This is a genomic window from Paenibacillus sp. FSL H7-0756 (genome assembly GCF_038006765.1).
In the GTDB taxonomy this organism is placed as follows: Bacteria; Bacillota; Bacilli; order Paenibacillales; family Paenibacillaceae; genus Paenibacillus_AQ.
Window position 1 is genome coordinate 1,955,739 of record NZ_JBBOVT010000001.1, and the last position, 15,665, is coordinate 1,971,403.

Consider the following 15,665-nt stretch of genomic DNA (forward strand, 5'->3'; position numbering starts at 1 on the left):
TACCTGAGAGGAGGAAGCAAGTTGAGCCTGTTTCAATACCGATTACCTGAATTACATAACATGCTGAACACCAAAGCGGTCTCGGTCAGTGAGTTGACCGAAGATTCACTATCCGTTATTACGGAGCGTGAGCGCAAGGTTCATGCCTTTTTGACACTGAATGAAGAGGGAGCCCGTGCCAAGGCACGCGAGCTTGATGACAAGCTGGCATCCGGGGCTTCACGCGGTCTGCTCTTCGGACTGCCTGCTGGTATTAAGGATAATATCGTGACCCAAGGTCTGCGCACCACCTGTGCCAGCCAATTTCTCACCAATTTCCAGCCGGTGTATGATGCGACCGTAGTCTCCAAGCTGCGTCAGGCTGATGCCGTCACTATGGGCAAGCTGAACATGGACGAGTTCGCCATGGGCGGGTCCAATGAGAATTCCAGCTTCGGCGCTGTACGCAATCCATGGGACCTTGAGCGTGTTCCAGGCGGTTCGAGCGGCGGTTCGGCAGCAGCGGTTGCAGCCGGGGAAGTATTCTTTACGCTCGGCTCCGACACAGGCGGCTCCATCCGCCAGCCCGCTTCTTATTGCGGAGTCGTTGGCCTTAAGCCGACTTACGGTCTCGTCTCCCGCTACGGGCTGGTCGCTTTTGCCTCCTCACTGGATCAGATCGGTCCGATTACCCGTACCGTGGAGGATTCCGCATACGTCCTGCAGGCAATTGCCGGTTACGATGCCCAGGATTCCACCTCAGCTAAGGTTAACATACCTGATTATCTGAACTCACTGACCGGCGACGTCTCGGGTCTGCGGATTGCCGTACCTAAGGAATACCTGGGTGAAGGTGTGGATGCCCAGGTCCGTGAATCAGTGCTCGCAGCGCTTAAAGTGCTGGAAGGCCTTGGCGCAGTATGGGAAGAGGTTTCCCTTCCGCATACGGAATACGCTGTAGCCGCTTATTATCTGCTCTCCTCCTCGGAGGCTTCCTCCAACCTGGCCCGTTTTGACGGTGTCCGTTATGGAGTGCGTGTGGATGACGGGGGCGGATTACTGGATTTGTACCATAATTCCCGCAGCCAGGGCTTCGGCCCTGAAGTCAAACGCCGGATCATGCTCGGCACTTACGCGCTCAGCTCCGGATATTATGATGCCTATTATTTGAAGGCACAGAAGGTCCGCACCTTGATTAAGCAGGATTTCGACGAAGTATTCCGCAAGTATGATGTTGTCATCGGGCCGACTGCGCCAACCACAGCCTTCAAGCTGGGCTCGCAGACCGAAGATCCGCTGACCATGTATCTGAATGATATCCTTACCATTCCTGTCAGCCTGGCCGGTATTCCTGCCATCAGCATTCCTTGCGGCTTTGCGGAAGGTCTGCCTGTCGGCCTGCAGATTATCGGCAAGGAGTTTGATGAGAGTACGGTACTGCGCGTTGCGCATGCCTTTGAACAACATACAGAGCATCACAAGGCCCGCCCGCAACTGTAGCTTGAAGTAGTTGACCACAAAACTTTTAAGGGATGAGATTATCTATGTCTAAATATGAAACGGTCATCGGGCTGGAAGTTCATGTGGAGCTTCATACCAAGTCCAAAATCTTCTGCGGCTGCTCCACTGAATTCGGCGCGCCGCCTAATACGCACACCTGTCCGGTCTGTCTCGGCCACCCCGGTGTACTGCCGGTGCTGAACCGCCAAGCGGTGGAGTATGCCATGAAAGCGGCAATGGCGCTTAACTGTACGATTGGAGATGTCAGCAAATTCGACCGCAAAAACTATTTTTACCCCGACTCTCCAAAAGCCTACCAGATCTCGCAATACGATCAGCCTATCGGCCTGGGCGGCTGGATTGATATTGAAGTGAACGGAGAGACCAAGCGGATCGGGATCACCCGCCTTCATCTGGAAGAGGACGCCGGTAAGCTGACTCATGTGGATGGAGGCTTCGCTTCCCTGGTTGACTTCAACCGTGTGGGGACGCCGCTAATTGAGATTGTGTCTGAGCCTGATCTGCGTTCGCCGGAGGAAGCGCGTGCTTACCTGGAGAAGATCCGCGCTATTATGCAGTACTGCGATGTGTCCGATGTGAAGATGGAGGAAGGCTCCATGCGTTGTGATGCCAACATCAGCCTGCGGCCGGCAGGCCAGGAAGAATTCGGTATCCGTGCGGAGCTGAAGAATATGAACTCCTTCCGCGGTGTGCTCCGTGGCCTTGAATATGAGCAGTTCCGCCAGGCGGAGATTCTGGATGACGGGGGAACTGTTGTACAGGAGACACGCCGCTGGGATGAAGCCGGAGGCAAGACCTTGTCCATGCGCGGCAAGGAGGAAGCCCATGATTACCGTTATTTCCCGGACCCGGATCTGATTGTGCTGCATATTGGGGAGGACTGGAAGGAAGCGATCCGCTCCACAATCCCTGAGCTGCCGGATGCCCGGCAGGCCCGGTACAGTGAGGAGTTTGGTCTGACTGCCTATGATGCCGGAGTGCTCACCTCCTCCAAGCCGCTTGCAGACTTCTTCGAGGGCAGTCTTGCCTTCACGCAGGATGCCAAGGCTGTCGCCAACTGGATGATGGGCGATCTGCTCGGTTATCTGAACAGCAACAATCTGGAATTATCCCAGGTGAAGATTACGCCGCAGGGACTGGGCGAGATGATCGGCCTGATTGCAGGCGGGACCATCAGCAGCAAAATCGCCAAAACGGTATTCAAAGAAATGCTGGAAAGCGGAAAGCTGCCGGCGGTAATTGTGGAAGAGCAAGGCCTCGTTCAGATCAGCGATGAAGGGGCGATCAAACGAATTGTTGAGGAAGTGGTCGCAGCCAATCCGCAATCGGTCGAAGATTACAAGGCAGGCAAGCAAAAAGCCATCGGCTTCCTTGTAGGACAGGTCATGAAGGCGAGCAAAGGGAAGGCTAACCCGGGGCTTGCGAACACTCTGCTCGCAGAAGTGCTGAACAGATAGACTGCTTTTGGGTAATAGATCATAGAATCTTGGGCACAGGGCTTGTCGGCAACGGCAGGCCCCTGTGCAGTATATAAGGGGAATGTACGGATGGATACAATCGTGAGACTGAACCTGCAGGATGAGTTCCTACTTGATGAGCTGTGGAGCCTTCAGCATAAGGCCTACCGCCTGGAGGCGGAGATCATCGGGTTTCGTGACATACCGCCGCTGCTGGAGACGAGGGACATGCTCAGCCGGGTTACAGAGGATTTCTATGGCTGCTTCGATGAGACGGAGGAGCTGCTCGGCGCTGTTGCAGTTACCCAGGAGTCTCCCGGCAAGCTAACCGTTACCCGGATGATGGTCAGCCCGGACCATTTCCGCCAAGGCGTGGCCGGAAGACTATTAGAATTTATCTTTGCCCGTTATGCGGAGATGGAGCAGTTTATCGTATCTACGGGGAAGCTGAATCTTCCGGCAGTGACGCTCTATACCAAGCACGGGTTCATTCCTGTGGGGTCCGAAGAGGTGGTTCCGGGAGTAGAGCTGCTGGAATTCCACCGGACAGGCAGGCTGAAATGACAAGTGCATCCCATTTTAGAAAGGAGGAGTACCGAGAATGAATTCCGGTTATCAGAATCATGAGGAGCTTCCCGTACGGGAGGAAGAGAACGGGGCAGGCATGCCGCTGTCTGAAGCAGACGGAGAATTGAAGGCCCCCTACATCCCTCCCCGTCCCAAGCGCCGTCCGCGCAAACGTAAATTTATAGCCGGCCTGCTTGCTGCAGTGCTTCCCGGCACGGGACACCTCTATCTCGGGCTGCTCCGCAAAGGGATTTCTGTCATTTTCCTTATTGTGCTGGATATTGTGGCACTGCTGTATTTCTCATCTATCGGGATGCAAATTAATGTACCGCTGCTGATTTTGCTGGGGCTGCTGATCCCGGTATTATACTTCTATAATGTGTTTGACGCGCTCCAGACTGCAGACCGGATTCTGCGTTATCCTGAAGAGCATGATCCTGAAGAGCTGGAGACCATGAGTGCCAGTACAACCTCAAGACGCCGGGTAAGGATCAGCGAGCCGGGGATCTCCTTTGGCCTCCTGCTGCTTATCGGCGGGGCGCTGCTCTTTCTTTTCCAGCAAAGGCCACCCTGGCTTCGGGAATTTATTGAGACCTCTGCCGGTGCTGCCGCCTCCGTGGTGCTGATAGGACTTGGCCTGCTTATGGGAATCAGAGAAATGGCCAGGGACTCCATAGCGCGTCAGGACAAGGAGCGTAAGAAACGGCGGATCGGCAGATATACGGCCTCAGTAACGCTTGCTGCTGTCGGAATCCTGCTTCTCCTGGACTGGCGCGATGGAACAGATTATATGATGCTGCTGCTCAAATGGTGGCCCATCATTCCGGTATTATGGGGAGTAGAGTATCTGCTGATCTATATTCTTTTCCGCCGGCTGAAGCAGAATGGTACGGCTGGAAGAGCGCGGATGGATCTGCGGGGATTGTTCTCTGCGGTAATACTGGCTGCCTGTGTGTTTATCGTAACCGAGCAGGAGCACTATCTGCATTTGTGGAACAAGGTGAGTCTTAACTTGACCGTGGCGGCGGTCGATTACGGGGAAGCGGAAGGAAGCTCTTATACGAAGGCTCCGGTAATGGTGCCGGTCGAACTGAACACCTCCAAGGTCAATATTGACGCTATTAATGGAGACATTCTCATTCACCGGGCTGCTGTGGAGGATATCGAGATTACGGCAACCGTATGGGTGGACCAGTTGGACGGGGTACTGGCTGAATCCATAGCCGATCAGTCTTTTGTCGAGGTGACAGAGGGCACAACGATCAAGATTACACCCCAGAGTAAGGCGTACGGTGAATCCGGCAAACGCCAGCCGCGGATCAACCTCGATATCTCCCTGCCGGAAGACCGGCGGTTTGACTTGAATGTCCGTACAATGAATGGCGGAATTACCCTGCAGAATGTAGAAGCTATTGCCGACATCTCGCTGGAGACCGGGAACGGGGAGCTGATCCTGCATCGCATTTACGGCAATGTAAAAGGTAAAACCTTAAACGGAGCGGTGCGTGCCAGAGATGTCCTGGGCAATGTGGAGCTGGGGACAAGCGGAGGCGATATGGGGGCTTGGGACGTCAGAGGCGCCCTGAAGCTGTCAACGGCGGTCGGCAACATCACGGCATATGACAGCGGGGATGCGCTGGATCTGTCCACAAAGAACGGCAATGTGGAGGTCTCCGGAGCGAGAGCCAAGCTGCATGCCGAATCGCTGAATGGCCGGATCAGCATCCGCTCCGGGGATTTCGGGGGAGACTGGGATATTTACAGTGCGGTGGGGGATATTGAACTGTTTCTGCCGCTAACGGGTAATTATACGGTGGAGGGCTCCAGCGGCTATGGAGATATCGTGACAGACCTGCCAGGACTCGTGATTGATAAAAAAGTGCTTTCCGGCCAGATCGGAACCGGCGAATTCAAGCTGCGGGTAGACGGAAACAGCAATTTAAATGTGAGCAAATATTGAAATAAGGAATATTTATTATATAATAATAAATATAATGTAATGACTTCATTGACAACGTAGAAAGCAGAGTCATACAATTACATTAGAATTATTATTAAGTTGTATAATCAAAGGCGGTGGCATGGATGGGTAGTGGCGTACAGCATGCATTGGAGCAACTCAAGACAACCGGTGTCCGTATTACGCCTCAGCGTCATGCGATTTTAACGTATCTGATGGAAGCGATGAATCATCCTACGGCAGACGACATCTACCGGGCGCTTGAGCCTCAGTTTCCGAGCATGAGTGTGGCAACTGTGTATAACAATCTTAAGATGTTCATGGAAGCAGGTATGGTCCGTGAGCTGACCTACGGTGATAATTCCAGCCGTTTCGACGCCAATGTATCTGATCATTATCATGTTATCTGCCAGGAATGCGGTAAGATTGAGGATTTCAGCTATTCTACGCTTCATGAAGTAGAGCGTCAGGCCGAACAGGCTACAGGCTTTAAGATTCATGGATTGCGTATGGAGCTGTACGGTGTGTGCAAAGGCTGCGGCGAGAAGCAGCACTGAATGGAATATTATTTATAAACGTGTAGGGTCCGAGAGCGGATTCTGCACGTTTTTTTGTATAGATAGAGAATCAAGCTGTTACAAAAACACAAACCTTCCAAGAGATTCGCGCAACCAAGCTCGCCTGCATGGCGTATACTTAACAGAAGTGTTGCCTGCTTTTAAAATTCAACGAACGGTTTGGAGGACCTATTTTGGACAGAAGACAGAGACAAAGACGCGTCACGAAGCGTGGAAGTCTTACTCGCCGCTTATTGGGACTTGTCATCATAGCCGCCGCAGCCTTTTGGGTTGTTTATTATGTACTGCCGAACCGCCAGCATCTGGACCCGGACTGGAAGGGCCTGGACAAGCCGATTTTTGTGAAGGGACAGCTTACCGGCTATTCAGCATCGGGCACAGGGGACGGACTGCTTTTACCGCTGCCTTTTTTGCAGGAATATGTAGATCCTTCTATCCGCTATGAAAAAGAGAGCAAATCAGTTATCCTCTCAACGGACAGCAGTCTGTTGTACATGCAGGAGGAATCCAAGGCCGCAGCTCTGAACAATGAACCTCTGCAGCTTCGCCTTGCTCCCGAGGTTAAAGATAAAGTGACCTATCTTCCGGCAGATACACTGGAGAATCTGTACGGCTTCGAGATCGAAGAGGATACAGCTACTGGTGCGGTGCTGCTTATGACTGCGGGAGAATCGGTGCCGCTTGGCAAGGTGAAGGGCAAAGAAGGCGGCAAAACGAAAGCCCTGCGCAGTGAACCCTCGGTGCATGCACCGATTTTTGCAGATATGAATCCTGGGGATGTCGTACGAATCTGGAATACGGACACCAAGGACTGGGTATACGCCCAGCTTGATAACGGTTATTCGGGCTACGCCCAGGCGGATGATATTACCGAAGACGGTACCCGAACGGTAGAAAAAAAGCCCGAAACACCTACACGAGCTGAACGCAGCTGGAAGGGCAAGCCGGTTAACATGTTCTGGGAAGCCGTGTACGAACGCAAGCCGAACCCGGCCAAATTTGCAGCCTTGCCTGGAATTAACGTGGTTAGCCCCACCTGGTTCAGCATTATTGATGTGAAGGGGAATGTACGCAGCCAGGCGGACCGCTCTTATGTGGATTGGGCGCATAATCAGGGTATGGAGGTATGGGGGCTGCTGAGCAACAGCTTTGAACCAGACTTGACTACTGGAGCCTTATCTACGTACGATAATCGGATGAATGCCATTGTGCAGATGCTTAAGTATGCAGACCTGTATAACTTAGACGGGATTAATATCGACTTCGAGAATGTGTACACCAAGGATGGACCGAACGTAACCCAGTTCATGCGGGAACTGAAGCCGATGGCCCAGAGCCGGAATCTGATTGTCTCTATTGACGTAACGCCGAAATCTAAGAGCGAGATGTGGTCCCTGTTCCTCGACCGTCCGGCGCTTGCCGCCGTATCCGACTTCCTGGTTGTAATGGCCTACGATGAGCACTGGGCAGCCAGTCCGGTTGCGGGATCAGTAGCCTCTCTACCATGGGTTAAGACCTCTATGAACCGGATTATCGAGGAGGATAAGGTGCCGTCAGAGAAGCTGATTCTGGGAGTGCCGCTCTATACGCGGATCTGGACGGAAGCCACCGAGAAGGGCAAGACCAAAGTAAGCTCCAAGGCCGTCAGCATGAATGCGGTCAAGGAGATCATTGCCGAGAAGAAGCTGACACCGGTATTCGATAAGGAAGCCGGACAGAACTACGTGGAGTATAAGGAAGATGATGTTCTCCGCAAAATCTGGATCGAGGACAGCACCTCGCTCACAGCCAGGGTAGAGCTGGCCCAGTCCTTGAAGCTGGGCGGTGTGGCAGCCTGGAACCGGAGCTTCGCCAGTCCGGAGGCATGGGAAGCGTTGAAGGGAATTATTAAATAAGATGATTTCATTATAAAAAGGTGTTGTCCTACAGTGGACAACACCTTTTTTGGCAGACAATACTATTCTTACATTACCTTGTCTCTTAATAAATGCATAATGTCAGTAAGCGCTGCTTGCAGAGGATTAGTGTTTCAGTTGCTGGGCTTCAAGCTCTTCGGCAGTAATGGTAGCTTGTGCAGCGTCCATGGTGAGGATGGTATGGCAGAACATACAGCGGTCAGTTTTGCCCAGCATTTTGGTCAGCTTATGGCACTCCGGACATTCCACCTGAACCGCACTGGTGGAGAGCATGCCCGCCCAGAAATAAATAGCCAGACTGGCCATCATGGAGACGAGTCCAATGACAAGACCGACAGCAGCGACGACTTTTCCGGCAGATCCCCAGAATACAATGCCTGCGGTTCCCATGATCATGAGACCCATGCCCAGCATGGTCAGAAGCAGTCCCCAGGTGCGAAAAGCATTGATTTTAGCCGATTTAAATTTCATGAGTATGATCTCCTAACTGAAATATAGTTCGGTTGTTCAGGAGGAACTGGCATGAATATGTAGAATAAGCTTATGTATAGAGATTATAACTGACGGACGCAAAATCGCCAAATTTGATGGAGGGAAGTATGGAACTGTCCAATTTGACCCTATTAAGCGGGGAGACATTTGAGGAGAATGTTCTGGGAGCCGTTGCTTGGCGGCAAAGAGGGGATGCCACGTTTCAAAGTGCACTGTTGCACGATTTTGATATGGTGGTCCTTCTGCTGCACGAGGAACAGGAGACGGAACGCATCATAACCCATAGCATTGCCGGTGATACGCGGACACAATCGGTACATGTAGGGCTGTCTGCACTGGAACGTGCTGTCATGGCCGGGGATAACAACGAGCTTCTGAGCAGCCTGATATCCGGAGAGGTACTCTGGGATCCGAAGGGAATCTTGGCGGAGATGCGCAAGCAGCTCATTCAGTTTGAGGGCCCGCTTAAAGAACGGGTGCTGTTTATGGAATTCGCCCGTTTTTTACATATGTATATTAAGTCCAAGCGTTACATTGAAGCAGGCTGTACCATGGATGCCTATAATTGCGTACTCATTGCCTTGTATCATTGGGCGCGCATTGAAGTGAGTGAAGCGGGGTATTTCCCGGAACCGGCAGTATGGGGACAGGTGAAAAGCCTGAACTCACCGGTCCATAAGCTATATGAAGAATTGACTATCAGCACAGAGACGCTGGACCAGAGAATCGAGCTTATCCTGCTTGCCTGTGAATTTGCCCTCATGTCAAAAATGGAGGATTGCTGTACCATGCTGCTTCATATCCTGGGCAGCCGTAAGGAGGCGTGGAGTATTAAGGAGCTTCTGCAGCATTCGGGGCTCAGCCCGCTCCAGGCAGAATTGCCGCTTGTGCTTCGCAAGCTGGTATCCCGTTCATTAATTCGGGAGATCGCCTCGTGGGCAGTGGATGCCGGAGATGGTCATGCCATTCGTTATACGCTCTAAAATTAACAAATCGCCAACTGACGGGAATAGCTCTATATAGATAGCATCAGCGGGAGAATGGAGAGGGTGAATGTACTCTCTTTTTTTATAGAATTTATATGTTTGGGCCCCCCGCAGAGTACCTGAGTCATCATCGAAGCTAAAGCCTCACTTTGTGGGGTTATTTTATTTGTCCGGGTTTGCAGAAGAGCCGAAGGGGAAGAGAATATTTAGGGTTGACTAGGGTGCAGTTCTTATGATAAATTATAACTCGTCCCTCTGACATAACGATGCGCAGTAATGCAGTCGTAAATCAGCCGAAAAAAGAAAATAAAAAAAAGGTTGACTAAAACGAGGACGCTGTGATATATTATAAAGGTCGCTGCTGAGACAAAAAACGGCGACGAAAGATGAACTTGATCTTTGAAAACTGAACAACGAGTGAGTATCTGGAGATCACTTCGGTGAGATCCAAATTAGAGAATGTAAATTCTCGTCAGATGTTTCAAAATGAGCAATCGCTCTTTCTAAATACCAATTTGGAGAGTTTGATCCTGGCTCAGGACGAACGCTGGCGGCGTGCCTAATACATGCAAGTCGTGCGGAGTTTGAGAGGAAGCTTGCTTCCTTTCAGACTTAGCGGCGGACGGGTGAGTAACACGTAGGCAACCTGCCCTCAAGCCTGGGATAACTACCGGAAACGGTAGCTAATACCGGATAATTTCTTTCTTCTCCTGAGGAGAGAATGAAAGGCGGAGCAATCTGCTGCTTGGGGATGGGCCTGCGGCGCATTAGCTAGTTGGTGGGGTAACGGCCCACCAAGGCGACGATGCGTAGCCGACCTGAGAGGGTGAACGGCCACACTGGGACTGAGACACGGCCCAGACTCCTACGGGAGGCAGCAGTAGGGAATCTTCCGCAATGGGCGCAAGCCTGACGGAGCAACGCCGCGTGAGTGATGAAGGTTTTCGGATCGTAAAGCTCTGTTGCCAGGGAAGAACGTCCGGTAGAGTAACTGCTACCGGAGTGACGGTACCTGAGAAGAAAGCCCCGGCTAACTACGTGCCAGCAGCCGCGGTAATACGTAGGGGGCAAGCGTTGTCCGGAATTATTGGGCGTAAAGCGCGCGCAGGCGGTTATTTAAGTCTGGTGTTTAAACCTTGGGCTCAACCTGAGGTCGCACTGGAAACTGGGTGACTTGAGTACAGAAGAGGAAAGTGGAATTCCACGTGTAGCGGTGAAATGCGTAGATATGTGGAGGAACACCAGTGGCGAAGGCGACTTTCTGGGCTGTAACTGACGCTGAGGCGCGAAAGCGTGGGGAGCAAACAGGATTAGATACCCTGGTAGTCCACGCCGTAAACGATGAGTGCTAGGTGTTAGGGGTTTCGATACCCTTGGTGCCGAAGTTAACACAGTAAGCACTCCGCCTGGGGAGTACGGTCGCAAGACTGAAACTCAAAGGAATTGACGGGGACCCGCACAAGCAGTGGAGTATGTGGTTTAATTCGAAGCAACGCGAAGAACCTTACCAGGTCTTGACATCCAACTAACGAAGCAGAGATGCATCAGGTGCCCTTCGGGGAAAGTTGAGACAGGTGGTGCATGGTTGTCGTCAGCTCGTGTCGTGAGATGTTGGGTTAAGTCCCGCAACGAGCGCAACCCTTGACTTTAGTTGCCAGCAGGTTGAGCTGGGCACTCTAGAGTGACTGCCGGTGACAAACCGGAGGAAGGTGGGGATGACGTCAAATCATCATGCCCCTTATGACCTGGGCTACACACGTACTACAATGGCCGGTACAACGGGAAGCGAAGCCGCGAGGTGGAGCCAATCCCAGCAAAGCCGGTCTCAGTTCGGATTGCAGGCTGCAACTCGCCTGCATGAAGTCGGAATTGCTAGTAATCGCGGATCAGCATGCCGCGGTGAATACGTTCCCGGGTCTTGTACACACCGCCCGTCACACCACGAGAGTTTACAACACCCGAAGTCGGTGGGGTAACCCGCAAGGGAGCCAGCCGCCGAAGGTGGGGTAGATGATTGGGGTGAAGTCGTAACAAGGTAGCCGTATCGGAAGGTGCGGCTGGATCACCTCCTTTCTATGGAGAATCGTTTCCTGCAACGGAAACATTCAAATCGGAAGTTTAACTTCCAAACCAATCAGGTTTAGGCCTGTTACTCACTCGTTGGTCAGTTTTGAGAGTTTAAGCTCTCATCTTTACCTTTGATCCTTGAAAACTGGATACCGAAACGAATTTGCGTTTTAGAACATTCCTTTAAGCTGAACTTGTGTAAACAAGTTTTGAATTAATGGCGATGCTACGATGATCTTGATGGAAATACAGACGTTGAAGAAATTCATTGTCCGATAGTTTCCTGACGGAAAAATCGAGGTTAAGCTACTAAGAGCACACGGAGGATGCCTAGGCGCCAGGAGCCGACGAAGGACGTGGCGAACAACGAAACTGCCTCGGGGAGCTGTAAGCAAGCTTTGATCCGGGGGTGTCCGAATGGGGAAACCCAGCTGTGGTAATTCGCAGTTACTCGTATCTGAATACATAGGATACGCAGAGGCAGACCAGGGGAACTGAAACATCTAAGTACCCTGAGGAAGAGAAAACAATAGTGATTCCGTCAGTAGCGGCGAGCGAACGCGGAACAGCCTAAACCAAGAGGCTTGCCTCTTGGGGTTGTGGGACGTCTCACATGGAGTTACAAAGGAATATGGTAGGCGAAGAGGTCTGGAAAGGCCCGCGATAGAGGTAAAAGCCCTGTAGCCGAAATGGTATTCTCTCCGAGACGGATCCCGAGTAGTGCGGGGCACGTGAAACCCCGTATGAATCCAGCAGGACCATCTGCTAAGGCTAAATACTACCTGGCGACCGATAGTGAAACAGTACCGTGAGGGAAAGGTGAAAAGCACCCCGGAAGGGGAGTGAAATAGAACCTGAAACCGTGTGCTTACAAAAAGTCAGAGCCCTGTCTATGGGTGATGGCGTGCCTTTTGTAGAATGAACCGGCGAGTTACGTTTAACATGCAAGGTTAAGGTGAGAAGCCGGAGCCGCAGCGAAAGCGAGTCTGAATAGGGCGATTAAGTATGTGGACGTAGACCCGAAACCGTGTGATCTACCCCTGTCCAGGGTGAAGGTGCGGTAACACGCACTGGAGGCCCGAACCCACGCATGTTGAAAAATGCGGGGATGAGGTGGGGGTAGCGGAGAAATTCCAATCGAACTCGGAGATAGCTGGTTCTCCCCGAAATAGCTTTAGGGCTAGCCTCGGTGAATGGAGTGGTGGAGGTAGAGCACTGATTGGGTGCGGGGCCCGCAAGGGTTACCAAGCTCAGTCAAACTCCGAATGCCATTTACTTCTTGCCGGGAGTCAGACAGTGAGTGCTAAGATCCATTGTCAAAAGGGAAACAGCCCAGACCATCAGCTAAGGTCCCCAAGTGTGTGTTAAGTGGGAAAGGATGTGGAGTTGCACAGACAACCAGGATGTTGGCTTAGAAGCAGCCACCATTGAAAGAGTGCGTAATAGCTCACTGGTCGAGTGACTCTGCGCCGAAAATGTAACGGGGCTAAACACACCACCGAAGCTATGGCTAGATATGTATGTATCTGGGGTAGGGGAGCGTTGTATGTGGGTTGAAGGTGTACCGTAAGGAGCGCTGGACAGCATACAAGTGAGAATGCCGGTATGAGTAACGAAAAGATCAGTGAGAATCTGATCCGCCGAAAGCCCAAGGTTTCCTGAGGAAGGCTCGTCCGCTCAGGGTAAGTCGGGACCTAAGGCGAGGCCGAAAGGCGTAGTCGAAGGACAACAGTTTGAAATTACTGTACCACCGTAATCCGCTATGAGCGATGGGGTGACGCAGGAGGGTAGTGACGCGGACTGATGGATGTCCGTCTAAGCAGTGAGGCTGGTGTGTAGGCAAATCCGCACACCGTAAGGCTGGGCTGTGATGGGGAGCGAAAATTACAGTAGCGAAGGTCATGATCTCACACTGCCAAGAAAAGCCTCTAGTCAGGAGAAGGTGCCCGTACCGCAAACCGACACAGGTAGGCGAGAAGAGAATTCTAAGGCGCGCGGAAGAACTCTCGTTAAGGAACTCGGCAAAATGACCCCGTAACTTCGGGAGAAGGGGTGCCTCGGTAGGGTGAATAGCCCGAGGGGGCCGCAGTGAAAAGGCCCAAGCGACTGTTTAGCAAAAACACAGGTCTGTGCGAAGCCGTAAGGCGAAGTATACGGGCTGACGCCTGCCCGGTGCTGGAAGGTTAAGGGGAGCGGTTAGGAGCAATCCGAAGCTGTGAACCGAAGCCCCAGTAAACGGCGGCCGTAACTATAACGGTCCTAAGGTAGCGAAATTCCTTGTCAGGTAAATTCTGACCCGCACGAATGGCGTAACGACTTGGGCGCTGTCTCAACGAGAGATCCGGTGAAATTTTAATACCTGTGAAGATGCAGGTTACCCGCGACAAGACGGAAAGACCCCATGGAGCTTTACTGCAGCTTGATATTGAATTTGGGTACGATCTGTACAGGATAGGTGGGAGCCGTGGAGGCAGGAGCGCAAGCTTCTGCGGAGGCGCCGTTGGGATACCACCCTGATCGTATCTAGGTTCTAACCTGGTGCCCTTATCGGGTACGGGGACCGTGTCAGGCGGGCAGTTTGACTGGGGCGGTCGCCTCCTAAAGAGTAACGGAGGCGTTCAAAGGTTCCCTCAGAATGGTTGGAAATCATTCGCAGAGTGCAAAGGCATAAGGGAGCTTGACTGCGAGACCTACAAGTCGAGCAGGGACGAAAGTCGGACTTAGTGATCCGGTGGTACCGCATGGAAGGGCCATCGCTCAACGGATAAAAGCTACCCTGGGGATAACAGGCTTATCTCCCCCAAGAGTCCACATCGACGGGGAGGTTTGGCACCTCGATGTCGGCTCATCGCATCCTGGGGCTGAAGTAGGTCCCAAGGGTTGGGCTGTTCGCCCATTAAAGCGGTACGCGAGCTGGGTTCAGAACGTCGTGAGACAGTTCGGTCCCTATCTGTCGTGGGCGCAGGAAATTTGAGAGGAGCTGTCCTTAGTACGAGAGGACCGGGATGGACGTACCGCTGGTGCATCAGTTGTTCCGCCAGGAGCATGGCTGAGTAGCTACGTACGGACGGGATAAGCGCTGAAAGCATCTAAGCGTGAAGCCCCCCTCAAGATGAGATTTCCCAATTAGTAAGACCCCTTGAAGACGACGAGGTAGATAGGTTGGAGGTGGAAGTGCAGCAATGCATGGAGCTGACCAATACTAATCGGTCGAGGGCTTATCCAAATTTCTAACACGCAGATTCGTTTCGGATTCAGTTTTCAGGTGATCAAGCCTGGTATGTATATTCCCTGATAGCTCAGTTGGTAGAGCACTCGACTGTTAATCGAGTTGTCACAGGTTCGAGTCCTGTTCGGGGAGCCATATGGAGAGGTGTCCGAGTTTGGCCGAAGGAGCACGATTGGAAATCGTGTAGGCGCCACAAGCGTCTCGAGGGTTCGAATCCCTCTCTCTCCGTAGCAATACTTCATTGAATAGGGATGAGAACCCTCAGTGGTTCGTTGGAGCATAGGCTTCGTTAGCACTGCTTCGCAATCTCGTAACGAAGTGAAGAGTATCCCTCTCTCCGTAGCAATACTTTTACACAGCATGGCTCGTTGGTCAAGGGGTTAAGACACCTCCCTTTCACGGAGGTAACATGGGTTCGAATCCCATACGAGTCATATATGGAGGCTTAGCTCAGCTGGGAGAGCATCTGCCTTACAAGCAGAGGGTCGGGGGTTCGAACCCCTCAGCCTCCACCATCTATCTTAACTGAATAGATTTTGTACAATGACGCGGGGTGGAGCAGCCCGGTAGCTCGTCGGGCTCATAACCCGAAGGCCGCAGGTTCAAATCCTGCCCCCGCAACCAATCTCCATAAAGTACCAAACATGGAACCGTGGTGTAGTTGGCCTAACATGCCTGCCTGTCACGCAGGAGACCGCGGGTTCGAATCCCGTCGGTTCCGCCATCTTTACAGAATCATTTTTATGGCTCGGTAGCTCAGTCGGTAGAGCAAAGGACTGAAAATCCTTGTGTCGGGGGTTCGATTCCCTCCCGCGCCACCATACACAACTTAATATGCCGGTGTAGCTCAATTGGTAGAGCAACTGACTTGTAATCAGTAGGTTGGGGGTTCAAGTCCTCTCGCCGGCACCAT

8 protein-coding genes, 8 tRNA genes and 2 rRNA genes are annotated in these 15,665 nt (G+C 52.3%); 17 read left to right on the forward strand and 1 reads right to left on the reverse strand.

From position 1 onward, the window contains the following. Window positions 1–21 precede the first annotated feature (21 nt). The 6 genes from gatA to NST04_RS08740 all read left to right on the forward strand — a co-directional run bounded on the left by gatA (window position 22) and on the right by NST04_RS08740 (window position 7,957). Window positions 22–1,479 carry an Asp-tRNA(Asn)/Glu-tRNA(Gln) amidotransferase subunit GatA gene (gene gatA / locus NST04_RS08715; protein ID WP_341183936.1) on the forward strand — a complete coding sequence of 486 codons (1,458 nt, stop codon included), beginning with the start codon at window positions 22–24 and terminating at the stop codon, window positions 1,477–1,479. Window positions 1,480–1,511: 32 nt separating this feature from the next. Continuing rightward, complete coding sequence (gene gatB, locus NST04_RS08720) at window positions 1,512–2,957, forward strand: Asp-tRNA(Asn)/Glu-tRNA(Gln) amidotransferase subunit GatB (RefSeq protein WP_341183937.1); 1,446 nt, start codon at window positions 1,512–1,514, stop codon at window positions 2,955–2,957. A 90-nt stretch (window positions 2,958–3,047) separates the two neighbouring features. Next, a complete protein-coding gene (locus tag NST04_RS08725) occupies window positions 3,048–3,521 on the forward strand; it encodes a GNAT family N-acetyltransferase (protein WP_341183938.1) in 474 nt (157 codons plus the stop codon). Window positions 3,522–3,558: 37 nt separating this feature from the next. Beyond that, a complete protein-coding gene (locus NST04_RS08730) occupies window positions 3,559–5,484 on the forward strand; it encodes a DUF4097 family beta strand repeat-containing protein (RefSeq protein WP_341183939.1) in 1,926 nt (641 codons plus the stop codon). A 125-nt stretch (window positions 5,485–5,609) separates the two neighbouring features. Then, entirely contained in the window at window positions 5,610–6,041 is a 432-nt protein-coding gene (locus NST04_RS08735; RefSeq protein WP_209991891.1) for a Fur family transcriptional regulator, read from the forward strand. A gap of 194 nt (window positions 6,042–6,235) precedes the next feature. Next, entirely contained in the window at window positions 6,236–7,957 is a 1,722-nt protein-coding gene (locus tag NST04_RS08740) for a glycosyl hydrolase family 18 protein (RefSeq protein WP_341183940.1), read from the forward strand. A gap of 126 nt (window positions 7,958–8,083) precedes the next feature. On the opposite strand, the gene NST04_RS08745 is transcribed toward NST04_RS08740, so the two are convergent. Then, entirely contained in the window at window positions 8,084–8,449 is a 366-nt protein-coding gene (locus NST04_RS08745) for a DUF2614 family zinc ribbon-containing protein (RefSeq protein ID WP_341183941.1), read from the reverse strand. A 128-nt stretch (window positions 8,450–8,577) separates the two neighbouring features. Between NST04_RS08745 and NST04_RS08750 the strand changes: the two genes are divergently transcribed. From NST04_RS08750 to NST04_RS08800, 11 genes are all read left to right on the forward strand, one after another. Continuing rightward, a complete protein-coding gene (locus NST04_RS08750; RefSeq protein WP_341183942.1) occupies window positions 8,578–9,453 on the forward strand; it encodes a nucleotidyltransferase-like protein in 876 nt (291 codons plus the stop codon). Between the two features lie 515 nt (window positions 9,454–9,968). Continuing rightward, window positions 9,969–11,529 (forward strand): 16S ribosomal RNA (locus NST04_RS08755). 293 nt (window positions 11,530–11,822) lie between these two features. Continuing rightward, window positions 11,823–14,749: ribosomal RNA gene (locus NST04_RS08760) — 23S ribosomal RNA — on the forward strand. The 16S and 23S rRNA genes sit together here with 8 tRNA genes alongside, the layout of an rRNA operon. Window positions 14,750–14,811: 62 nt before the next feature. Further along, window positions 14,812–14,887 (forward strand) — tRNA-Asn (locus NST04_RS08765). Window positions 14,888–14,890: 3 nt separating this feature from the next. Continuing rightward, window positions 14,891–14,980 (forward strand) — tRNA-Ser (locus NST04_RS08770). 134 nt (window positions 14,981–15,114) lie between these two features. After that, a tRNA-Glu gene (locus NST04_RS08775) sits at window positions 15,115–15,186 on the forward strand. Between the two features lie 5 nt (window positions 15,187–15,191). After that, a tRNA-Val gene (locus tag NST04_RS08780) sits at window positions 15,192–15,267 on the forward strand. Window positions 15,268–15,299: 32 nt separating this feature from the next. Further along, window positions 15,300–15,376: transfer RNA gene (locus NST04_RS08785), tRNA-Met, on the forward strand. Window positions 15,377–15,398: 22 nt separating this feature from the next. Then, window positions 15,399–15,476 (forward strand) — tRNA-Asp (locus NST04_RS08790). 21 nt (window positions 15,477–15,497) lie between these two features. After that, window positions 15,498–15,573, forward strand: a tRNA-Phe gene (locus NST04_RS08795). Between the two features lie 15 nt (window positions 15,574–15,588). Further along, a tRNA-Thr gene (locus tag NST04_RS08800) sits at window positions 15,589–15,664 on the forward strand. The last annotated feature ends 1 nt before the right edge of the window (window position 15,665 follow it).

Coding starts and splice junctions, on each gene's coding strand:
- gatB (WP_341183937.1), top strand. CDS start 1,512: ATGAGATTATCTATGTCTAAATATGAAACGGTCATCGGGCTGGAAGTT.
- NST04_RS08725 (WP_341183938.1), top strand. CDS start 3,048: ATGGATACAATCGTGAGACTGAACCTGCAGGATGAGTTCCTACTTGAT.
- NST04_RS08730 (WP_341183939.1), top strand. CDS start 3,559: ATGAATTCCGGTTATCAGAATCATGAGGAGCTTCCCGTACGGGAGGAA.
- NST04_RS08735 (WP_209991891.1), top strand. CDS start 5,610: ATGGGTAGTGGCGTACAGCATGCATTGGAGCAACTCAAGACAACCGGT.
- NST04_RS08745 (WP_341183941.1), bottom strand. CDS start 8,449: ATGAAATTTAAATCGGCTAAAATCAATGCTTTTCGCACCTGGGGACTG.
- NST04_RS08750 (WP_341183942.1), top strand. CDS start 8,578: ATGGAACTGTCCAATTTGACCCTATTAAGCGGGGAGACATTTGAGGAG.